Genomic DNA, 21,438 nt, shown 5'->3' with positions numbered 1-21,438 from the left:
CCCCCGCCGCCAACGCCCCGAACTCTGGAACCTCTACAACGGCCGCCACGCACCCGGCGAACACGTCCGCGTCTTCCCCCTCTCCAACTGGACCGAACTCGACGTCTGGCAGTACATCGCCCGCGAGCGGATCGAGCTGCCGGCCATCTACTACGCCCATCACCGTGAGGTGTTCCGGCGGGACGGCATGTGGCTGACGGCGGGCGAGTGGGGCGGCCCGAAGGACGGCGAGCACGTGGAGAAACGACAGGTCCGCTACCGCACCGTCGGCGACATGTCCTGCACCGGAGCCGTCGACTCCGACGCCGACACCATCGACAAAGTGATCACCGAGATCGCCGCCTCCCGCCTCACCGAACGCGGCGCCACCCGCGCCGACGACAAACTCTCCGAGGCCGCGATGGAAGACCGCAAGCGCGAGGGGTACTTCTAGCATGACCACGACCACCGACACCCTGCGCTTCGCGACGGCAGGCTCGGTCGACGACGGCAAGTCGACGCTCGTCGGCCGCCTGCTGCACGACTCCAAATCGGTCCTCACCGACCAACTCGAAGCCGTCGAACGCGCCTCCGCCGACCGCGGACAACACACCCCCGACCTCGCCCTGCTCACCGACGGACTCCGCGCCGAACGCGAACAAGGCATCACCATCGACGTCGCCTACCGCTACTTCGCCACCCCCCACCGCCGCTTCATCCTCGCCGACACCCCCGGCCACGTGCAGTACACCCGCAACATGGTCACCGGCGCCTCCACCGCCGAACTCACCATCATCCTCGTCGACGCCCGCAACGGCATCGTCGAACAGACCCGCCGCCACGCCGCCATCGCCACCCTCCTCCGCGTCCCCCACGTCGTCCTCGCCGTCAACAAGATGGACCTCGTCGACTACCAGGAGCCGGAGTTCGACCGCATCGTCGCGGACTTCGCGGGCCACGCGGCCGAGCTGGGTCTGCCGTCGTTCACCCCGATCCCGGTGTCGGCGCTGGTCGGCGACAACGTGGTGGAGCGCTCCGCCGCCATGGACTGGTACACCGGCCCGGCCCTGCTGGAGTTCCTGGAGACGGTCCCGGTCACCGCGGACCCGGCCGACGCCCCGGCCCGCTTCCCGGTCCAGTACGTCATCCGGCACGGCGACGTCCGCCGTTACGCCGGGCAGTTGGTGTCCGGCGCGCTGCGCGTGGGCGACCGGGTGACCGTCCACCCCTCGGGCGCCACCTCCGAGATCACCGCGATCGACGTGCTGGGCGAGGAGGTAGCCGCGGCCCACGCGCCGCAGTCGATCGGCCTGTGCCTGGCCGACCAGCGGGACGTCTCCCGCGGCGATCTGATCTCCGCGGGCGTCGACGCGCCCGCGCTCACCCGGAACGTCACGGCGGCCGTCTGCCATCTCGCCGACCGCCCGCTGCGCACCGGTGACCGGGTGCTGCTCAAGCACACCACCCGGACCGTGCGGGCGGTCGTCGAGTCCCTCGGGGACGCGACCGAGCTGTCCGCGAACGACCTGGGCCGGATCACCCTGCGCACGGCGGAGCCGCTCGCCCTCGACGACTACGCCGTCTCCCGCCGCACCGGCGCGTTCATCCTGATCGACCCGGCGGACGGCGCCACGCTCACCGCGGGCATGGCGCGGGTCGGCTCTCCAGCGTGAGCCGTGGCTTGGGGGCGTCCGTGCGCCCGGTCCGCGGACGGCGGCTGCCCGCGCGGTAGGGGGCGGGCCAGCCGGCGCCCGGACCTTCGTAGCCCTGCTCGGCCGCCGCGTGCAGCGTCCAGTTCGGGTCGTACAGATGCGGCCGGGCCAGCGCGCACAGGTCGGTGCGCCCGGCCAGGATCAGGGAGTTGACGTCGTCCCAGGAGCTGATCGCGCCGACCGCGATCACCGGGACGCCGGTCTCGTGCCGGATGCGGTCGGCGAACGGCGTCTGGTACGACCGTCCGAACTCGGGCCGCTCTTCGGCCACCACCTGCCCGGTCGACACGTCGATCGCGTCGGCGCCGTGCGCGGCGAAGGCGCGGGCGATCTTCACGGCGTCCTCGGCCGTGGTCCCGCCGTCGGCCCAGTCGGTGGCGGAGATGCGCACGGTCATGGGCCGCTCCTCGGGCCACACCCCGCGCACCGCGTCGAAGACCTCCAGCGGGAAGCGCAGCCGGTTCGCGAGCGGGCCGCCGTAGCCGTCGGTGCGCCGGTTGGTGAGCGGCGAGAGGAAGCCGGAGAGCAGATAGCCGTGCGCGCAGTGCAGTTCGAGCAGGTCGAAGCCGGCCCGGGCGGCCCGCCAGGCGGCGGCCGTGAACTGCTCCCGGATGTCGGTCAGCCGGGCGCGGGAGAGCCGGCCCGGGGTCTGGCTGCCCGGCTTGTACGGCAGCGGGGAGGCGGCCACGAGCGGCCAGTTGCCCTCGGGCAGCGGCTCGTCCATGCCCTCCCACATCAGCCTGGTGGAGCCCTTGCGCCCGCTGTGGCCGAGCTGCACGCCGATCGCGGTGCCCGGCGCCTGCGCGTGCACGAAGTCGGTGATCCGCCGCCAGCCCTCGGCCTGCCTGCCGGTGTAGAGGCCGGTGCAGCCGGGAGTGATCCGCCCTTCGGCGCTCACGCACACCATCTCGGTCATCAGCAGGCCGGCCCCGCCGAGGGCGCGGGCGCCCAGGTGGACGAGGTGGAAGTCGCCGGGGACGCCGTCGGTGGCCGAGTACATGTCCATGGGTGAGACGACGACCCGGTTGCGCAGGGTCAGCCCGCGCAGCCGGAACCGGGTGAACATCGGCGGCGTGCCCGGCGGGCAGCCGAACTCGCGTTCCACGGCCTCGGTGAAGCGGGCGTCACGCAGCCGCAGGTTGTCGTGGGTGACGCGGCGGCTGCGGGTGAGCAGGTTGAAGGCGAACTGGCGGGGCGGCTGGTCGAGGTACCGGCCGAGGTCCTCGAACCACTCCAGGCTGGCGCGGGCGGCGCGCTGGGTGGAGGCGACGACGGGTCGGCGCTCGGCCTCGTAGGCGGCGAGCGCCCCGGCCGTCGTGGGGTGCTCGGTCAGGCAGGCGGCCAGGGCCAGGGCGTCCTCGACGGCGAGCTTGGTGCCGGAGCCGATGGAGAAGTGGGCGGTGTGGGCGGCGTCGCCGAGCAGGACGACGTTGCCGTGCGACCAGTGTTCGTTGACGACCGTACGGAAGGTGGTCCAAGCGGACCTGTGGGAGCGCAGCGGCCGTCCGCCGAGCGCGGCCGCGAAGATCTTGGCGCAGCGCTCGACGGATTCCTGTTCGCCGAGTCCGTCGAAGCCGGCGGCCCGCCACACCTCCTCGCGCATCTCGACGATCACCGTGGACGCGTCGGCCGCGAAGGGGTAGCCGTGCAACTGCATGACCCCGTGCTCGGTCTCGGCGATCTCGAAGCGGAAGGCGTCGAAGGCGAAGTCGGCGGCGAGCCAGATATAGCGGCACCGGTGGTCGGCCACATGGGGCCGGAACATATGGGCGTAGGTCTCACGGGTGGTGCTGTGCACACCGTCGGCGGCGATGACCAGGTCGTACGCCTCCGCGAGCCAGGCCGGGTACGGTGCCTCGCTGCGGAAGCGCAGATCGACGCCGAGGGAGCGGCACCGTTCGTGCAGGATCTCCAGGAGCCGCCGCCTGCCGAGGGCGGCGAAGCCATGGCCTCCGGAGGTGTGGCGGGTGTGCCGGTGGACGATGTCGATGTCGTCCCAGCGGACGAACTCCCGTTGCAGGGCCGCGTGGACCACCGGATCGGCGTGTTCGATGCCGCCGAGCGTCTCGTCGGAGAGGACGACGCCGAAGCCGAAGGTGTCGTCGGGGGCGTTGCGTTCCCAGACGGTGATGTGCCGTCCCGGGTCGAGCCGCTTGAGGAGGGCCGCGGCGTACAGGCCGCCGGGGCCGCCGCCGATGACCGCGATGCGCCGGGGCCGGCCGGTCGACCCGGGCGGCTGCGGGTTGCCGGTGGCCGGCCGCGCCCCTTCGGCCGGCATGCGCGCGTCGGCCGGACGGTGACCGTCCCGCATGCTCACCTCCCCCGCCATTTCGGCGGGCGCTTCTCGGTGAAGGCCGCGTGGAACTCCGCGTAGTCCTCGCTGTTCATCAGCAGCGCCTGGGTCGCCGCGTCCAGTTCCACCGACGCCGCCAGCGGCATGTCGAGTTCGGCGGTGAGCAGCGCCTTGGTCTGTGCGTGGGCCAGGGCCGGGCCGGCGGCCAGCCGGCGGGCGAGGGCCCCTGCCGCCGCGTCGGCGCGGCCCTCCTCGGTCAGCTCGCTGATCAGGCCGATCCGCTCGGCCTCGGGGGCCCGCACCGGCTCGCCCAGCATGAGCAGCCGGGTGGCATGGCCGAGGCCGACGACCCGGGGCAGCAGATAGGCGGCACCCATGTCGCCGCCGGACAGTCCGACGCGGGTGAACAGGAAGGCGAAGCGGGCGCTCGGGTCGGCCACGCGGAAGTCGGCCGCGAGCGCCAGCACGGCTCCGGCCCCGGCCGCCACGCCGTGCACCGCCGCGATCACCGGGAACGGGCACTCCCGTACGGCCCGTACGACCTGGCCGGTCATCCGGTTGAAGTCGAGTAGCTGAGCGGTGTCCAGGGCGAGGGTGGCACCGATGATCTCGTCGACGTCGCCGCCCGAGCAGAAGCCGCGGCCCTCGCCGGCCAGCACCAGGGCGCGCACGGACCGCTCGCGGGACAGTTCGGCGAGCAGGTCGCGCAGGTCGGCGTAGGCGCCGAAGGTGAGCGCGTTCAGCTTCTCGGGGCGGGCGAGGGTGACGGTGGCGATGCCGTCGGTGCGGTCGACTCCGAGGTGTTCCCAGGTCGTGGTGCGGGCGGCGGAGCCGGTGAAGGGGCTCATGAGGTGCGGCCTCCTCGGGCGCGGACGGTTCCTCACGTAGCGCTACCCCATGAAGCTATCACCGAATTCTGACTACCGTCATAAGAGCGCGACAGACCGGGCCGTGGGGACCCGCCGGATCCGGCCACGTCGGTCACGGCTCGTCAATGGGGCGGTAACAACGTGAGCGGAGGTGCGACGCGGGCCGTCGGCCCGGGTAAGCCGCCTGATGTCGGGCCGAAAGTCCCGAGCGGTACCCGTCCAGGGCCTCTGTGGTCGGGCCCCGTACCCTTTCTAAGGTTGCGGGCAGGACAGCCTGCTCCATGAACGGACCCACCGTGCACGAACGCCCCTCCGCCTCAGCCTCCTGGCGCATAGCGCTGCCGCACACCACCGCGGCGGTGCCGGTCGCCCGTGCCCTGGTCCGCAGCGCCCTCGCGGAGCTGGAGCACATGGCCGACCGCGACACCGCGGAGCTGCTGACGGCGGAGCTGGTCGCCAACGCGGTGGAGCACACCGCCGGGCGGGGCCCGATCGAGCTGGTGGTGGAGGTGCGGCCGTCCGGCTGCCAGGTCGAGGTGCACGATCCGGACCCGGCGCCGCCCGGCAGCCTGACCCATCCGACCGTCGAGGAGCCCGATGTGTGGCAGGAGGGCGGGCGCGGGCTGCTGCTGATCCGGACCCTCAGCTCGTCCTGCGGTCACCGCCCCACCGAGTCGGGCAAGGCGGTGTGGTTCAGACTGCCCGCGGTACCGCGCCAGCGGCGCCGGACATGACTTCCGGCGCGGCCGACCCGACGGAGCGCGGGCGGCCGTACGGCCGGTCCGTCTCGTGGAGCGCGCCGATGGCGCACAGCGTCAGCACGGCGTCCAGCGAGGCGAAGCCGCACACGACGAGCCCGTCAGGGGACGGGCGAGCCAGACAGCGGCCCTGGCGGCGGTGACCCGGGCGCTCGCGCACCCCGCGCACGTCAGGCCAGGGTGGCCACCAGGACTGCCTTGATCGTGTGCATTCGGTTCTCCGCCTCGTCGAAGACGACGGAGTGCTCGGACTCGAAGACCTCGTCGGTGACCTCCAGCTCGGTCAGCCCGTGCCGCTCGTGGATCTCGCGGCCGACGTCGGTGCCGAGGTCGTGGAAGGCCGGCAGGCAGTGCAGGAACTTGACGTCCGGGTTGCCGGTGGCGCGCAGCACGTCCATGGTCACCGCGTACGGGCCGAGCAGCGCTATGCGCTCGTCCCAGACCTCCTTGGGCTCACCCATCGACACCCATACGTCGGTGGCGATGAAGTCGGCGCCGCGCACGCCCTCCTTCACGTCGTCGGTGAGCGTGATCCGGGCGCCGGAGGCGCCGGCGAGCTGCCGGGCCACCTCGATGATCGTCTCGTCCGGCCACAGCAGCCGGGGGGCGACGATGCGGACGTCCATGCCGAGCAGGGCGCCGGTGACCAGGTAGGAGTTGCCCATGTTGTAGCGGGCGTCCCCGAGGTAGGCGAAGGCGATCCCGGTCAGCGGCTTGTCGCTGTGCTCGGTCATGGTGAGCACGTCGGCGAGCATCTGCGTGGGGTGCCACTCGTCGGTGAGGCCGTTGTAGACGGGGACCCCGGCGTGGGCGGCCAGTTCCTCGACGACGCCCTGGCCGTGGCCGCGGTACTCGATGGCGTCGTACATCCGGCCGAGCACCCGGGCGGTGTCCTTCACGGACTCCTTGTGCCCGATCTGTGAGCCGGCCGGGTCCAGATAGGTGGTGTGCGCGCCCTGGTCGGCCGCCGCGACCTCGAACGCGCAGCGGGTGCGGGTCGAGGTCTTCTCGAAGACGAGAGCGATGTTCCGGCCGGTCAGGTGCCGTGTCTCGGCCCCGGCCCGCTTGGCCGCCTTCAGCTCGGCGGCCAGCTCGATCAGGCCGCGGAACTCCTCCTCGGTGAAGTCCAGCTCCTTGAGGAAGTGGCGGCCGGCGAGGGCGGTCGGGACTGTCGCCATGAGGGGCGCTCCAGGGTGACGAGAACGGGGGCACTGCACAAGATGATGGAAGTCTATACGATACTCAGCATTTATATACGAACGCCCGGGTGCGGGTCTCCCTAGACGGCGTCCCGCACCACCGGACAGCTCATGCAGCGCGGCCCGCCCCGGCCGCGCCCCAGTTCGCTGCCCGGGATCTCGATCACCTCGATGCCCTGCTTGCGCAGATGTGTGTTGGTGGTGGAGTTCCGCTCGTACGCGACGACGACCCCGGGCTCGACGGCCAGGACGTTGCAGCCGTCGTCCCACTGCTCACGCTCGGCCGCGTGCACGTCCTGGGTGGCGGTCAGCACGCGGATCTCGCTCAGGCCGAGGGCGGCGGCGATCGCGCGGTGCATGTGCTCCGGCGGATGGTCGGTGACCTTGAGCTCCTTGTCGACGGCGCCCGGCTCGATGGTGTACGAGCGGAGCATGCCAAGGCCGGCGTACTGGGTGAAGACATCGCCGTCGACCATCGTCATCACGGTGTCGAGGTGCATCAGCGCGCGCCGCTTGGGCATGTCCAGCGCGACGATCGTCCGCGCCGACCCGGCGGCGAAGAGCTTGTGCGCGAGCATCTCCACGGCCTGCGGGGTGGTGCGCTCGCTCATGCCGATGAGCACGGCGCCGTTGCCGATGACCAGGACGTCGCCGCCCTCGATGGTGGACGGATAGTCGGCCTGCCCCTCGGACCAGGTGTGGAACTCCTCGCCGCGGAAGAGCGGATGGTGCCGGTAGATCGCCTCGAAGTGCACGGTCTCGCGCTGCCGGGCCGGCCAGCGCATGGCGTTGATGGAGACGCCGTCGTAGATCCAGGCGGAGGTGTCGCGGGTGAAGAGGTGGTTGGGCAGCGGGTCGAGGAGGAAGTCATCGAGGTCCATCACATGGAAGCGGACGGAGGTCGGTTCCTCGTGCGCGTCCAGGAACTCCCGCTTGGTCATGCCACCGACCAGGGCCTCGGCCAGGTCGTACGCGGGCAAGGTCTCGAAGACGGCCCGGAGGTGGTCGGTGGCGAGCGGGCCGTACTCCTTCTCGTCGAAGACCCGGTCCAGGACGAGGCTTCTGGCCTGCGGGATCTTCAGGGTCTCGGTGAGCAGGTCACCGAAGAGATGGACGATGACCCCACGGTCGCGCAGCACGTCGGCGAACCCGTCGTGCTCGGCGCGTGCCCGGCGCACCCACAGCACGTCGTCGAAGAGAAGGGCGTCCTTGTTGCTGGGGGTGAGCCTTTTGAGCTCCAGATCCGGCCGGTGCAGGATGACGCGGCGCAGCCGCCCGGCCTCGGAGTCGACGTGGAATCCCATGCCTCCATCCTGGCCGTCGCGCACCGGCTTCACCCTCGCTCCGGGTCCTTTCCGCCCGTTCTTATTTTCGTCCTCTTGACGACAAGCCCGTATCGCGATTATCGTCCATATGACGAGAATCGGTGAGGGGGATCACATGGCCGACATCACCCGGCGCCTGGGCCTGCGTCACCTGCGGGGCGGGCCGACGGCGCACATCAGGCACCACCGCTCCGGCCGGCTCGCGCACGACGGCACGGGGCTGAGCTTCTGGTTCAGGCCGCTGACCGCCGCGCTCTCCGAGGTGCCGGTCGACGACCGCGAGCTGGCGATGACCTTCCACGCCCGTACCGCCGACTTCCAGGACGTGGCCGTGCAGGCGACGGTCACCTACCGGATCGGCGACCCGGCCGTCGCCGCCGCCCGGCTGGACTTCTCCATCGACCCGGACACCGGCGCATGGCGGGGCACGCCCCTGGAGCAGCTGGGCACGCTGCTCACGGAGACGGCCCAGCAGCACGCGCTGGACGTACTGGCCCGCACCCCGCTGTCGGCCGCGCTGGTCGACGGGGTGAGCGCGGTGCGCGAGCGGATCGCGGCGGGCCTGGCCGCGGACCCCCGGCTGCCGGCCACCGGCATCGAGACGGTGGCGGTACGGGTGATGGCGCTGCGGCCGGAGCCGGAGGTGGAACGGGCGCTGCGCACGCCCGCCCGGGAGCTGATCCAGCAGGAGGCCGACCGGGCGACGTACGAGCGGCGGGCGGTGGCGGTCGAACGCGAGCGGGCCATCGCCGAGAACGAGCTGGCCAGCCGGATCGAACTCGCCCGCCGCGAGGAGCGGCTGGTCGAGCAGCGCGGTGTCAACGCCCGCCGGGAGGCGGAGGAGCACGCGGCGGCGGACGCGGTCCGCGCGGAGGCGGAGGCGGCACGGACCGTACGGCTCGCCGAGGCCGAGGCGAAACGGACCCTGCGGCTCGCGGAGGCGGAGGCCGCGGGAGCCCGTGCGGTCGGCGAGGCGCGGGCGCAGGACCGGGCCGCATGGCTGCGGGTGCACGCGGACGCCGGGGTGGACGGCGTGACCACACTCAACGCGCTCACCGGGACCCGGCTGGCGGAGAACCTGCCCCGCATCGACAGCGTGACGGTGTCGCCGGACGTGCTCACCGGGCTGCTGACCAGACTGGCCGCGGGTGAGCGGGCATGAGTCTCGCGCCGCGGGCCGTACTCGTCCACCGGACCACGGAGTACGAGGAGCTGGTGGCCCGGCACGGCACGCACGGCCAGGCCGCCTTCTTCCTCGCCTCCCGCGGCCGGGACATCGCCGAGGTCCTCGAACGCCACCACCGCACCCGGCGGGCGCTGGCCGAGGTCGCCTCGGCGGTGCCGCTGAGCTGGCGCCGGACCCGGGTGGAACGGGCCGACCTGGACCGCTTCCCGTTCGCACCCGAGGACGTGGTCGTGGTGGTCGGCCAGGACGGGCTGGTGGCGAACGCCGCCAAGTACCTGGCGGGCCGGCCGGTCGTCGGCATCGACACCGACCCCGGCCGCAACCCCGGCGTGCTGGTGCGGCACCGGCCGGCCGACGCGGCGACCCTGCTGCCCGCGGCCCGGTCACCGGGCACCGGCGTCGACGAACTCACCATGGTCGAGGCGGTCGCCGACGACACACAGCGCCTGGTCGCGCTCAACGAGATCTACCTGGGTGCGGCCGGGCACCAGACGGCCCGCTACCGCCTGGGCCTCGACGGCGACGGGGGTGCCGTCGAGGCCCAGGCCTCGTCCGGGGTGCTGGTGGGCACGGGCACCGGGGCCACCGGCTGGCTGCGGTCGGTGTGGCGGCAGCGGTCCGGCCGGCCCGCGCTGCCCTCCCCCACCGAGGACCGGCTGCTGTGGTTCGTCCGCGAGGCCTGGCCGTCACCGGCCACGGGAACCTCGCTGGTCACGGGCGAACTCACCGCCCCGGCCACCCTGACGGTCACCGTGGAGTCGGAGCGGCTGGTCGCCTTCGGGGACGGGATGGAGGCGGACACGCTGGAGCTGACATGGGGCCAGACGGTCCGGGTGGGGGTCTGCGCGGAGCGGCTGCGGCTGCTGGGGTGAGGCCACGGGGACCGGACCCGGCCGGCGCCGGCTCCTTTGAGCCGGCCCGGCCGGAACGGTCCCCCACGGGTCGCCGCAGCGAACTCCGCGGCTCACAGCCGCGGGTCGACCGGCTCCGATTCCAGGGCCAGCACCGCGAACACCGCCTCGTGCACCCGCCACAGCGGCTCGGCGTCCGCCAGCCGGTCCAGGGCCTCCAGACCCAGCGCGTACTCGCGGATCGCCAGCGACCGCTTGTGGTTCAGGAACCGCTGCCGCAGCCGCGCGAGATTGTCCGGACGGGTGTACTCGGGACCGTAGACGATCCGCAGGTACTCGCGGCCCCGGCACTTGATGCCGGGCTGGACCAGCCGGCCCTGCGGGTCGCGGGCCTGCGCGGCCACCGGCTTGACGACCATGCCCTCGCCGCCCCGCCCGGTCAGCTCCAGCCACCAGTCGACGCCCGCCCGCACCGACTCCGGGTCCCCGGTGTCCACGTACAGCCGCCGCGTGGTCTGCAACAGCCCGCTCCCGTCGTGCTCGACGAGCCGGTCGAGCAGGGCCAGCTGCTCGTCGTGCGGCAGGCCGGCCAGGCTGCGCCCGCGCACGGCGAGCAGCTGGAACGGCGCCAGCCGTACCCCGTCCAGTCCCTCCGTGGACCAGCAGTAGCGCCGGTACGCGTCCGTGAACGCGGCCGCGTCGGCGGCCCGTTCCCGCTGGCGGGCGAGGAGCCCGGCCACATCGACCCCGCGCGCAGCCGCGCCCGTCACCGCCGCCAGCACCCCCGGGAACACCGCCCCGGACGCGGCGCCCACGGCCGCGTACTGGCTGCGCAGCAGCCCCGACGCCTTCAGCGACCACGGCATCAGCTCCGCGTCCAGCAGCAGCCAGTCGGTGTCAAGACCGGCCCACAGCCCCGCCGCGTCGACCGCCGACCGCAGCCGCCCGAGCACCTCCTCGGTCACGGCCTCGTCGTCGAAGAACGGCCGTCCGGTACGGGTGTACAGCGCCCCGGTCACCCGGTCCGTGCCGAACCGCCCGCGCGCCGCGTCCGCGTCCCGGCACACCAGGGCCACGGCCCGCGAACCCATGTGCTTCTCCTCGCACACGACCCGCGCGACACCGTCCGCGGCGTACTGCGCGAACGCCTCGGCCGGGTGCTCCAGATAGCCCTCGACCCGGCTCGTGGCCGTCGGCGCCATGGTCGGCGGCAGATACGGCAGCAGCCGCGGATCCACCGCGAACCGGCTCATGACCTCGAGCGCCGCCGCCGCGTTCTCCTCGCGCACCGCGACCCGGCCCGCGTACCGGGTCTCGACGGCCCGCCGGCCCCGCACGTCACCGAGGTCGAGCGGACGCCCGTCCCGACCGCCGGGCGCCTCCTCCCGCAGCGGCTTCACCGGTTCGTACCAGACCCGCTCGGCCGGTACGTCCACCAGTTCACGCTCCGGCCAGCGCAGCGCGGTCAGCTTGCCGCCGAAGACGGCACCGGTGTCCAGGCAGACCGTGTTGTTCAGCCAGGACGCCTCGGGTACCGGTGTGTGTCCGTAGACCACGGCCGCCCGGCCGCGGTAGTCCTCCGCCCACGGGTAGCGCACCGGCAGCCCGAACTCGTCGGTCTCACCGGTGGTGTCGCCGTACAGCGCGTGCGAGCGGACCCGCCCGGACGTCCGCCCGTGGTACTTCTCCGGCAGTCCCGCGTGGCAGACGACGAGCCGCCCGCCGTCCAGGACGTAGTGGCTGACGAGCCCGTCGATGAACTCCCGTACCCGCTGCCGGAACTCCTCGCTCTCCTGGTCCATCTGCTCGACGGTCTCGGCGAGCCCATGGGTGAGCTGGACCCTGCGGCCCTTGAGGTACCGGCCGTACTTGTTCTCGTGGTTGCCGGGCACGCACAGCGCGCTGCCCGCTGCGGCCATCGCCATCACCCGGCGCAGCACGCCCGGGCTGTCCGGGCCGCGGTCGACCAGGTCGCCGACGAACACGGCGGTCCTGCCGTCCGGGTGCACCCCGTCCGTGTAGCCCAACTTGCCCAGCAGTGCGTCGAGTTCGGCGGAGCAGCCGTGGACGTCGCCGATGATGTCGAACGGGCCGGTGAGGTGTGTGAGGTCGTTGAAGCGCCGCTCGGTGACGACGCTCGCCGCCTCGACCTCGTCCACCCCGCGCAGGATGTGCACCTTGCGGAAGCCCTCGCGCTCCAAGTGCCGTACAGAGCGGCGGAGTTCACGGACATGCCGGTGGATGACCCGGCGCGGCATGCCGGCCCGGTCGGCGCGGGCCGCGTTGCGCTCGGCGCACACCTCCTCGGGCACGTCGAGCACGATGGCAATGGGCAGCACGTCGTGCTCCCTGGCCAGTTCGATCAGCTGCCGTCTGCTGTCCTGCTGCACGCTGGTGGCGTCGACGACGGTGCGGCGGCCGGCCGCCAGCCGCTTCCCTGCGATGTAGTGCAGGACGTCGAAGGCGTCCCGGGTGGCACTCTGGTCGTTCTCGTCGTCACTGACCAGGCCGCGGCAGAAGTCCGAGGAGATGACCTCGGTGGGCTTGAAGTGCCGGCGGGCGAACGTCGACTTGCCGGAGCCGGACGCGCCGACGAGCACGACGAGGGAGAGGTCGGTGACGGGGAGGACCCGTCCCTGGTGCTGTGTCTCGGTCATGCTGCCTTCGCCTCCTTTGCGACCAGCGTGAACACGGCCATCTGTGTGGGCGGCCCGACCTCGGGGTCGTCCGCGCCGACGGGCCCGAACTCCACGTCGTAGCCGTGCCGTCCGGCCACCGCACCGGCCCAGGCGCGGAACTCCTCCCGGGTCCATTCGAACCGGTGGTCGCCGTGGCGCGGGCGGCCGGCCGGGAGGGTCTCCCAGCGGACGTTGTACTCCACGTTCGGGGTGGTCACGAGGACGGTGCGCGGGCGGGCGGAGCCGAACACCGCGTACTCCAGGGCGGACAGCCGGGGCGGGTCGACGTGCTCGACGACCTCGCTGAGCACGGCGGCGTCGTAGCCCTTGAGCCGCTTGTCGGTGTAGGCGAGCGAGCCCTGGAACAACTGGACGCGGGCGGCCTGGCGTTCGCCCATGCGGTCCAGTCCCAGCCGCCGGGAGGCGATGGTGAGCGCCCGCATCGACACGTCGACGCCGACTATCTCGGTGAAGGACGGGTCCTTCAGCAGCGCCTGCACCAACTGTCCCTGTCCGCAGCCGAGATCGAGGACGCGGGTCGCGGCGGAGCGCCTCAGCGCGTCGAGGATCGCCTCCCGACGCAGCACGGCGAGCGGGGCCGGCTTCTCCTCGGTCTCGGTCTCCTGCGCGACCGCGTTGTCGATCTGTTCGACCTCGCTGTCGTCGGCCTCGGCGAGCCGCACCAGTTCGAGCCGCTCCATCGCCTGCCGGGTCAGCGACCAGCGGCGGGAGAGGTAGCGGCTGACGATGAGCTTCTGCTCAGGGTGGCCGGGCAGCCAGCCCTCCCCCGCCCGCAGCAGCTTGTCGACCTCGTCGGGCGCCACCCAGTAGTGCTTGGCGTCGTCGAGGACGGGGAGCAGGACGTAGAGGTGGCGCAGCGCCTCGGCGAGGGTCAGGGTCCTCGACTCCAGGACGAGACGGACGTACCGCGAATCGCCCCACTCCGGGAACTCGGCGTCCAGCGCGACCGGTTCGGCCGTCACCGTCCAGCCGAGCGGCTCGAAGAGGTTTCGTACGAGGTCGGGGCCGCCGCGTGCGGGCAGCGCCGGGACCTCCACACGCAGCGGCAGCGGCTCGGCGGCCCGCTCCGGGCGGGCGTGGCACACGCCCCGCAGGGCGGTGGAGAAGACGTTGCCCAGGGCCACGGCGAGCAGTGAGGAGGCCGCGTACGGGCGGTCGTTGACGTACTGCGCGAGCGCCGCGTCCGGAGCGCCTCCGCGGCCCTTTGCCTTCCCCCGCCGCACCAACGCCACCGCGTCCACCTCCAGCAGCAGCGCTGCCGTGCAGCGCCGCGCGTCCGCCTCCGGGTAGAAGACGTGCGCGGTTCCGTATGAGGTGGAGAAGGCCTGCGCGTTGTCGGGATGCTTGTGCAGCAGGAATCCGAGGTCGGTGGCAGGACGCTCCGGGGTACCGATGGTGCCGAGGGTCAGGAACATTCCCCGAGTCTCCCCTTCCCCGCCCCCGGACGACCAGCGGTTTTCCCGGCCCCCGGCAGCCGGCGCCCGGCCCGCCGGCCCGCATTCCGAGGCTCGGCCCGCCCGCCCCGCATGTGCGCGGTGGACCGGTGCGGGCGGTACGCGGGACGGGCGGGAAAAGGGGCGAGGCGGGCCGGGGAAGGTGCCGGGTGTCAGGACAGCTGGGTCTGGATCTGGGACGAGATCAGTTCCAGGTGGTCCAGGTCGGCGAGGTCCAGGACCTGGAGGTAGATCCGCTCGGCGCCGATCTCCGCGTACCTGCCGATCTTGTCGACGACCTCGGCCGGGGAGCCGGCCAGGCCGTTGGTCTTCAGCTCGTCGACCTCGCGGCCGATCACGGCGGCCCGGCGGGCGACCTCCTGGTCGTCCCGGCCGACGCAGACGACGAGGGCGTTGGAGTACGTGAGGTCGTCCGCGGCGCGCCCGGCCGCCTCGGCGGCGGCACGGACCCGGCCGAACTGCCGCTCGCTGTCCTCGATGGAGGCGAACGGGATGTTGAACTCGGCGGCGTAGCGCGCGGCCAGCCGCGGCGTACGGGTCGCCCCGTGCCCGCCGATCAGCACCGGGATCTTCGCCTGGGCGGGCTTGGGCAGCGCGGGCGAGCCGGTCAGGTCGTAGTAGGCGCCGTGGAAGTCGAAGGTGTCGCCGACCTTGGTCTCCCACAGTCCGGTGACGATGGCCAGCTGCTCCTCGAGGCGGCCGAACTTCTCCTTCGGGAACGGGATGCCGTACGCCTGGTGCTCCTCCTCGAACCAGCCCGCGCCCAGGCCCAGTTCGACCCGGCCGCCGGACATCTGGTCGACCTGGGCGACCTGGATGGCAAGGACGCCGGGCAGCCGGAAGGTGCCCGCGGTCATCAGCGTGCCGAGCCGGATGCGTTTCGTCTCGCGGGCGAGTCCGGCGAGGGTGATCCAGGCGTCGGTGGGGCCGGGCAGCCCGTCCACGGCGCCCATGCGGAGGTAATGGTCCGAGCGGAAGAACGCGTCGAAGCCGAGGTCCTCGGTGGCCTTCGCCACGGCGAGCAAAGTGTCGTAGGTCGCCCCTTGCTGGGGCTCGGTGAAGATTCGAAGGTCCATACATCCATCCTGCACGCCGTAGCCCTGCCCGACCCCACCGGCACCACCTGTCACCGCCGTCCCCGGTCGGGTGAAATCACGTCAACCGTGCGCACGGGTGCCGTGGGGAGCAGTGACCGGTCCTCAGGGTGATCGTTGGCCGGTGGGGGCCGGACCGTCCGGCGTCCGCGAGGAGGCCGTCGTGTCCGAAGAGTCCGTGCCGCTCCCGGTGGGGGGCGGGCAGCCGAAGGGGTTGCTGGAGCAGATGGAGGAGCTGATGGCGGCGCTGAGCGCGGACCTGTCGGCGCTGGGCGCGGACCTGCAGTCGGCCGGGGAGCTCCGCCGCGCGCCCGCCGACGAGGCCGACCTCGCCTGACGCGGGACGGATCGCCCCCGGCCGGTGCTCAGCGCTCCGCTGGGACTGCCGCGAGTGCCGTCGGTCGGCTGCGGCACCGTCGTGGCTGGTCGCTCCCCCAAGTTCTCGGCTTCGCTCGAACAGGGGGGACCCCCATCGCGGCGGAGCCGCATATCAATACAGCCCCGCACCCCTTCAGGGGCTGCCGAACCCGCAGCGGATCTCACCGGACCCGCTCAGCCCACTTCCGTCTCCGGCAGCGCCGCCTCCTCTCTGGCGGCCAGCTTGCGCAGCATCTCCCGCACGCGGTCGCGGGACTCGTCCGCCGCGTCGATCGCCTCCATGCACTGCCAGTACGTCGTCTCGTCGGCCGCGGCGCTGGCCAGTCCGACCAGGGCGATGCCGACCTCCGCGAGCAGTACGCCGAGGCACAGGAGCGTGTGGCGGGCGTCGTCCAGTTCGGTGAGCTGGGCCGCGCGTAAGTCCCCGGGGTCGAGGTCCGGTGCGTCCAGGACGCCGCAGCCCCGGCCCGCCAGTTCCGTCAGGCCCAGCGCCTCGCCGCGCAGCTCGGGTGGTCCGGAGACCGCCAGCCGGCTGCCGATGGCCTGGGCCAGGGCCTGCGCCTGCCACACCTCCGCCAGGATCTGAGGCGCGTCGCCGCTCGCGGCCAGGGCGCACCTGCTCGTCACGATGAGCCGCACTGCGTCCATGCGCTGCCCCCGTCCCTCCGACGCGCTCGCGCACGCCTCACCCTGAGTCCGCTGTCCACTACCCAGAGTGAGGTTCCTTGGGACGAAAAGCCAGAGGAAGACGGAAATCTGTGGACAACAATTCGGATTCGGCGGGCGTTCCGACTTCGGAGAGTGAAAGCGGAGCGCAAGGTTACGCGCCCGCGCCCCCGCCCTGCGCACCCCCGCCCTCCGGTACGGGGAACCTCCGCTCGTTGCGGTCGATCTTCGCGTCGAGCGCGGACAGCGGATCGACGCCCAGCACTTCGCACAGCTGGAGCAGATAGGCGAGGACGTCGGCGATCTCGTCGTTGACCCGGTGCGCGGAGTCCGGGTCGGCCATGACACGGGTCGACTCCTCGGGCGTCAGCCACTGGAAGATCTCGACCAGTTCGGACGCCTCCACGCTGAGCGCGGTCGCCAGGTTCTTGGGGGTGTGGAAGGGCTGCCAGTTCCGGGCGGCCGCGAAGTCGGCCAGGCGGCGCTGCAGTTTCGCCACGTCCAGGTGTTCCGTCACGCCTCCAGGTGTACCACCGGGTCCAGGTCCACCACCGTGACCCCCTCCGTTCCGGCGGCCCAGGACGCGTCGCTCACCGCCCCGACGAACCGGATGTGCCCGAGCGCGCACATCCGCGCCGCGAGCCGCAGCAGCCCGCCGCGCTGGCGGCCGTCCAGGGCCCGGTCGAGGCCGTCGGCGAGGACGGTGAGCCCCCGTATGGCGTCGGGCACCTCGCCGGGCGCGTCGACGTCGAGCACGCCCGGCCCGGTGAGCAGCACCAGGGCCAGCGCGAGGTACCGGAGTTCGCCGTCGCCGAGCCGCCCTGCGTCGGTGCGGATGCCGTCGCCCCGGTCGAGCACCGCCCGTACGGTGTCGTCGCCCAGCGGCTCGGCGAGCACGTCGGTCACGGGACCGCGGCAGCCGTCGCGCACCGCGGCGACGAGTCGCGCGTACCGGCGCCCGCACTCCGACCGGGTGCGCCACAGGACGTCGGCGAGGTTGTCGCAGCCGGGCAGCAGCCGCCCGGAGCCCAGCGGGACGGGTCCGCGCATCCGGTCGGGCCGCGGATCGCAGGCGAACACGGAGCGCAGGGCGACCACGGTCTGCTCGGCGGCGGCGAGCACCTGGCGCTGTCCGTCGGTCTTGCCGGCCACGCGCAGCGGCAGCAGCGCGGTGCCGAGCCGGTCGTCGGGGAGCGGGGCGCGGGTGACGGGGGCCGACCCCGCCGTGTGCCAGGCGGCCTGGACGGCGGGCCGCCCCGGGTCGCGCAGGGCGGTCTCCAGGAGGATCCGCCCGCCCGCCGTCAACCGCTCGCCCACGATGCGCAGTTCGGGTTCCGCCTGGACGGCGACGTCGAGCCGGACCGGGCCCTCGGGACCGTCCGCGGTGCATCCGATGCGGAAGCCGCGGCGGCGCTGGGCGTCGGGTCTGGCCCGCTCGGGCACGCAGGCGGCCGGGTCCGGGAAGACCTCCGCGAGCGGGGCGCCGCCGGCAAGGCGGGCGAGTGCCTCGTACGCCCGGAGCGCGGTCGTCTTGCCGCTTCCGCTGGGTCCCGCGAAGAGGGTGAGCGGCCCCAGCGGGAACCCGGTCCCGCGGTGCCCGGCGAAGGCGGACAGCCGCAGCTCGGTCAGGCCCGGCCGCACCGTCCGCTCGGACCGTGCCGAGGAGCCCGCCGGCACGTCGGAACCCGGCGGCGGCCCCGGCCGGCCGGTTCGGGGGTGTGCGGGGGGCGGGACGGGCGCGACGGACGCGAAGGGCTCGGCCATGTCCGGACCGTAGGACCCCGGTGCCCAGGCGAACCGTTCCGTCCGTGGCACCTTCCTACGATCGGGGGACCGGGCTCAGCCGCCGGAGGCCCCGGCCCCGGCCATGAGTTCGCTGACCTGGATGCCGGGCGGGGTGAGCAGGAAGACGTTGCGGTCGACGCGGTGCATCCCGCTGCCCAGTCCGAAGACCACGCCGGTGCTGAAGTCGAGGACGCGCTTGGCGACATCGGTCTCGGCACTGCTGAGGTCGAGCAGGACGGGAATGCCGGCCATCACGGTCTCGGCGACCTCGCGGGCGTCCGCGAACACATTGACCCGCAGGACGACGAACCGGCGCCGGGTCTCGGTCTCCGCGTCGGGCAGCGCGCGGTGGCCCACCGCGGACGGCCAGGCGTCCCGGCCCCGCAGCGGCACGACCTGGGCGAGCCCTTCCCACTGTTCATCGGTGGCGTCGTAACGGCTCACCGGCTCCCCCCGATCTGACTCGCACTCCATGCCTTCACCGGGCCAATTCTTACGCCAAGTCACCCGTTCGGCCCAACTGCGACACGAAGCGCGACCGGGCATCGGCCACTCGTCGCCGGCAGTTCTTCGATCACATGGACGCATACGCCCGGTTCTTACCGGCCTCACACCGGACTCTTCGCCTCCTGTGACGCCCGGCTCACCCGCCGCGACTAGCGTGCCGTGTCGTGCACTTGGCAGAAAAACAGCTGGTGGCGCCTGGGCAGCGGACGCAGTCGGCGGTGTCCGCCGCCCGGGAGCATCCCGGCCCTCCCGCGCAGTGGCACCGCGTCCTCACGCTCCTGGCCGATGTGAGCCTGTTCATCGGCACCCGGTCGGTGTGGACGCAGACGGCCACGCACCGCATGGTCCTCGCGGCCGTCATCTCCGTATGCTACGCGGCCGTCCTGGTCACCGGCGTACTGGCCCTGACGGTTCGTCGAACCCGCTCGCTGGCCCGGCTCGACCTGGTGGTGCTGGCGACGGCGGTCACGCTGGTCCTGTGCGCCTGGGCGCTGAACCACGGCGGCGGCGACGAGGCGGTCCTCACCACCCAGGCCGCCCGGGAACTCACCGCCGGGCACCCCGTCTACGGGCAGCCCTGGCCCTGGCTGTTCACCGGCAAGGGTGTGGCCCTGACCCCGACGACGAGCGGCGGCTACGACCTGACGTACGGCTATCCGCCGCTGGCCCCGCTGCTGACCGCGCCGCTGCTGTGGCTGGGGCACGGCGGCGCGCCCGCCACGGCGGTGAGCACCGGAGCGCTCGTCGTGGGCACGGTCACGCTGTGGCGGATGCTGCCCGCGCCGTGGCGGTCGACGGCGACCATGGCCGGTCTGGGCTTCGGCTTCCTGCCGACGTACGCGCGGCTCGGCTACCCGGCGATCATCGGCCTTGCCCTGCTGGTGCCGGTGGTGGTGCGCTGGCCGCGGATCGGGCGGGGCGGGCGGCTGGGCGCGGCCGGGATCGCCCGGGCCGCGTGCCTGGGCGCGGCCTGCGCTGCCCAGCAACTCCCGTGGTTCGTGGCGCCGTTCCTGCTGGCCGGCATCTACGCGGTGCGCCGCGGTGAGCTGGGCGGCCGGGCGGCCGGGCTGGTCATGCTGCGGCTGGTCGGGGCCGCGGCCACCGCCTGGCTGCTGATCAACACGTACTTCGTCGTGCGGGAGCCGGGCCCCTGGCTGGACGGGATCGCGCTGCCGCTGACGCAGGGCGCGGTGCTGCACGGCCAGGGCCTGGTGGGCGTCTCGCTGTACTTCACCGACGGCAGCGACCGGCTGGACTGGTACGGGCACGCGAGCATGTTCCTGGCGGCCGCGCTGCTCGCGCTGTTCGTGCTGTTCGTGCGGCGGCTGGGTCCGGCGGCGACCGTGCTGCCCTGGTGCGCCTTCTTTCTGGCGACCCGCTCCCAGGACGGCTACTACCTGATGATGACGCCGCTGTGGCTGGCGGCCGCGGTCACGGCGCCGCCCGCGGAGTTCGCGCATGCCTGGCAGCCGCGGCCCCGGCCGCTGACGGGTGTGCGCCGCCGGCCCGCGCTGGTCGCGGTGAGCGCGCTGCTGGTCTCCCCGGCGCTGCTGAGCGCGGCCCTGGCGGTGACCGGCGCGCCACCGCTGCGGATGCGGGTCACCTCGGTGCGGCACGCCTCGGCGGACGTGGTCTCGGCGCTCACCCTGCGGGTGACGAACACGGCGGGCGACGCGCTCACCCCGCACTTCACGCTCACCACCGGCCAGGGCATGAGCAGATACTGGTCGCTGGCGCGCGGCCCGGCGACGATCCCCGCCCACGGCACAGCCACCCTCGAACTCCGCCCGCCCAAGGGCCGGTTCACCGCCCCCGGGCCGCATGTGCGGATCCGCCTGCGGGCATTCACGGCCACCCCGCAGACACTGTCGAGTCAGAACGTGCGGCTACGGGGGACCGACGGCGCGGACTGACGGCCCAATTCAGACCACCACGCGGATGAACCACAGCCCCACCGTCACGACCGTCAGACCACGGGCCATAGGTGCCGGCGCGCGACCCCGCGACGATCCCCGCCCACGGCACGGCCACCCCCGAACTCCACCCACCCGAAGGCCGGTTCACCGCCCCCGGGCCGCATGTACGGATCCGCCCGCGGGGGACCGGCGGCGCGGGCTGACGGGCGAATTCAGGCCGCCGCGCGGGTGAACCGGAGCGCGGCGGTCACGGTCGTCAGGCCGCGGAGCATGCCGAGTTGGTTCCAGTGCAGGCCGAACTGTTCGCGGTCCACGGTGAACTCGGTCTCCAGCGTGAGCGCGTCGGCGTCGGCCTCCACGAGCCGCGCGGTCAGGGTCTGCGGGCGGCTGATGCCGCGGACCGTGAGCCGGCCGGTGATCTGCGCGGCGCCGTCGCCGCGGAGTTCGGCGCCCTGCACCGTGAAGGTGATCTCCGGGTGGTTGTCGGCGTCGAAGAAGTCGGCCGCGCGCAGATGGGCGTCGCGCTTGGCGTTCTTGGTGTCCAGGGAGGCGGCGTCCAGGGTCACGGTGCCGGTGGCGGAGCCGTCGGGCCGGACCTCGCCCTGGCCGGCGACCGTGGCGAAAGCGCCCTTGACGGTGACCAGGCCCCAGAAGGTCTTGTGCCGCAGGCTCACGGCGGAGGCGGCCGGGTCGACCTGCCAGAGACCTGTTTCCACGGCGACGGTCATGGTCGTACTCCTTCGATGACGGGTTCAAGACGATGGTTC

At 73.0% G+C, this 21,438-nt stretch carries 19 protein-coding genes; 7 read left to right on the top strand and 12 right to left on the bottom strand.

The features are described 5' to 3' along the window. On the top strand, positions 1-433 hold a 433-nt coding region (cysD, locus tag CTZ28_RS44425; protein ID WP_121895450.1), incomplete at its 5' end, for a sulfate adenylyltransferase subunit CysD. A gap of 1 nt (position 434) precedes the next feature. Next, positions 435-1,652, top strand: coding sequence for a sulfate adenylyltransferase subunit 1 (locus CTZ28_RS44420; RefSeq protein WP_121895449.1), 1,218 nt, complete (start codon positions 435-437; stop codon positions 1,650-1,652). Here the strand turns inward: CTZ28_RS44420 and CTZ28_RS44415 are convergent. Both CTZ28_RS44415 and CTZ28_RS44410 read right to left on the bottom strand, forming a co-directional pair. Further along, positions 1,615-4,002 (bottom strand): bifunctional salicylyl-CoA 5-hydroxylase/oxidoreductase, encoded by a 2,388-nt coding sequence (locus CTZ28_RS44415; protein ID WP_183154887.1) that lies wholly within the window; start codon positions 4,000-4,002, stop codon positions 1,615-1,617. The two genes, CTZ28_RS44420 and CTZ28_RS44415, sit on opposite strands and share 38 nt — an antisense overlap. 2 nt (positions 4,003-4,004) lie before the next feature. Beyond that, on the bottom strand, positions 4,005-4,832 hold the full coding sequence (locus CTZ28_RS44410) for an enoyl-CoA hydratase family protein (protein ID WP_121895447.1): 828 nt from the start codon (positions 4,830-4,832) through the stop codon (positions 4,005-4,007). Positions 4,833-5,134: 302 nt separating this feature from the next. On the opposite strand from CTZ28_RS44410, the gene CTZ28_RS44405 reads away from it, so the two are divergent. After that, the gene (locus tag CTZ28_RS44405; protein ID WP_121895446.1) at positions 5,135-5,587 is read left to right on the top strand and encodes an ATP-binding protein; all 453 of its coding nucleotides are present in this window, start codon (positions 5,135-5,137) and stop codon (positions 5,585-5,587) included. Between the two features lie 194 nt (positions 5,588-5,781). Here CTZ28_RS44405 and argF read toward each other — a convergent pair whose 3' ends face one another. Then, positions 5,782-6,789 (bottom strand): ornithine carbamoyltransferase, encoded by a 1,008-nt coding sequence (argF, locus tag CTZ28_RS44400; RefSeq protein ID WP_121895445.1) that lies wholly within the window; start codon positions 6,787-6,789, stop codon positions 5,782-5,784. Between the two features lie 101 nt (positions 6,790-6,890). Next, positions 6,891-8,114 carry an arginine deiminase gene (locus CTZ28_RS44395; protein WP_121895444.1) on the bottom strand — a complete coding sequence of 408 codons (1,224 nt, stop codon included), beginning with the start codon at positions 8,112-8,114 and terminating at the stop codon, positions 6,891-6,893. Positions 8,115-8,250: 136 nt separating this feature from the next. On the opposite strand from CTZ28_RS44395, the gene CTZ28_RS44390 reads away from it, so the two are divergent. Beyond that, a complete protein-coding gene (locus CTZ28_RS44390) occupies positions 8,251-9,297 on the top strand; it encodes an SPFH domain-containing protein (RefSeq protein ID WP_121895443.1) in 1,047 nt (348 codons plus the stop codon). After that, positions 9,294-10,193 (top strand): NAD(+)/NADH kinase, encoded by a 900-nt coding sequence (locus CTZ28_RS44385; RefSeq protein ID WP_121895442.1) that lies wholly within the window; start codon positions 9,294-9,296, stop codon positions 10,191-10,193. Before CTZ28_RS44390 ends, CTZ28_RS44385 begins: the two co-directional genes overlap by 4 nt. A 92-nt stretch (positions 10,194-10,285) precedes the next feature. Here CTZ28_RS44385 and CTZ28_RS44380 read toward each other — a convergent pair whose 3' ends face one another. The 3 genes from CTZ28_RS44380 to CTZ28_RS44370 form a co-directional block, all read right to left on the bottom strand. Further along, on the bottom strand, positions 10,286-12,829 hold the full coding sequence (locus CTZ28_RS44380) for a polynucleotide kinase-phosphatase (RefSeq protein ID WP_121895441.1): 2,544 nt from the start codon (positions 12,827-12,829) through the stop codon (positions 10,286-10,288). Continuing rightward, entirely contained in the window at positions 12,826-14,286 is a 1,461-nt protein-coding gene (locus CTZ28_RS44375) for a 3' terminal RNA ribose 2'-O-methyltransferase Hen1 (protein ID WP_121895440.1), read from the bottom strand. Before CTZ28_RS44375 ends, CTZ28_RS44380 begins: the two co-directional genes overlap by 4 nt. A 191-nt stretch (positions 14,287-14,477) precedes the next feature. Beyond that, on the bottom strand, positions 14,478-15,401 hold the full coding sequence (locus CTZ28_RS44370; RefSeq protein WP_121895439.1) for an LLM class F420-dependent oxidoreductase: 924 nt from the start codon (positions 15,399-15,401) through the stop codon (positions 14,478-14,480). Between the two features lie 181 nt (positions 15,402-15,582). On the opposite strand from CTZ28_RS44370, the gene CTZ28_RS47580 reads away from it, so the two are divergent. Next, positions 15,583-15,756 carry a hypothetical protein gene (locus tag CTZ28_RS47580; protein WP_183154886.1) on the top strand — a complete coding sequence of 58 codons (174 nt, stop codon included), beginning with the start codon at positions 15,583-15,585 and terminating at the stop codon, positions 15,754-15,756. A gap of 215 nt (positions 15,757-15,971) precedes the next feature. On the opposite strand, the gene CTZ28_RS44365 is transcribed toward CTZ28_RS47580, so the two are convergent. From CTZ28_RS44365 to CTZ28_RS44350, 4 genes are all read right to left on the bottom strand, one after another. After that, entirely contained in the window at positions 15,972-16,445 is a 474-nt protein-coding gene (locus tag CTZ28_RS44365; RefSeq protein WP_121895438.1) for a DUF6099 family protein, read from the bottom strand. A gap of 172 nt (positions 16,446-16,617) precedes the next feature. Then, positions 16,618-16,980: a nucleotide pyrophosphohydrolase gene (locus tag CTZ28_RS44360; protein ID WP_121895437.1), complete on the bottom strand. Its 363-nt coding sequence runs from the start codon at positions 16,978-16,980 to the stop codon at positions 16,618-16,620. Beyond that, on the bottom strand, positions 16,977-18,227 hold the full coding sequence (locus CTZ28_RS44355) for an AAA family ATPase (RefSeq protein ID WP_121895436.1): 1,251 nt from the start codon (positions 18,225-18,227) through the stop codon (positions 16,977-16,979). Before CTZ28_RS44355 ends, CTZ28_RS44360 begins: the two co-directional genes overlap by 4 nt. A gap of 75 nt (positions 18,228-18,302) precedes the next feature. Then, positions 18,303-18,722, bottom strand: coding sequence for a cell division protein SepF (locus CTZ28_RS44350; protein WP_121895435.1), 420 nt, complete (start codon positions 18,720-18,722; stop codon positions 18,303-18,305). A 251-nt stretch (positions 18,723-18,973) separates the two neighbouring features. Here CTZ28_RS44350 and CTZ28_RS44345 point away from each other — a divergent pair, with 251 nt between their 5' ends. Then, positions 18,974-20,668 (top strand): hypothetical protein, encoded by a 1,695-nt coding sequence (locus CTZ28_RS44345; RefSeq protein ID WP_121895434.1) that lies wholly within the window; start codon positions 18,974-18,976, stop codon positions 20,666-20,668. A gap of 215 nt (positions 20,669-20,883) precedes the next feature. Here the strand turns inward: CTZ28_RS44345 and CTZ28_RS44340 are convergent, their stop codons facing one another. Continuing rightward, on the bottom strand, positions 20,884-21,399 hold the full coding sequence (locus tag CTZ28_RS44340; protein ID WP_121895433.1) for a YceI family protein: 516 nt from the start codon (positions 21,397-21,399) through the stop codon (positions 20,884-20,886). Positions 21,400-21,438 lie beyond the last annotated feature (39 nt).

Origin of the sequence: Streptomyces shenzhenensis (assembly GCF_003688995.1) — a bacterium.
Classification (GTDB): domain Bacteria; phylum Actinomycetota; class Actinomycetes; order Streptomycetales; family Streptomycetaceae; genus Streptomyces; species Streptomyces shenzhenensis_A.
Note: the sequence above shows the minus strand (reverse complement) of the source record. Positions and strands in the feature narration are given on the sequence as shown.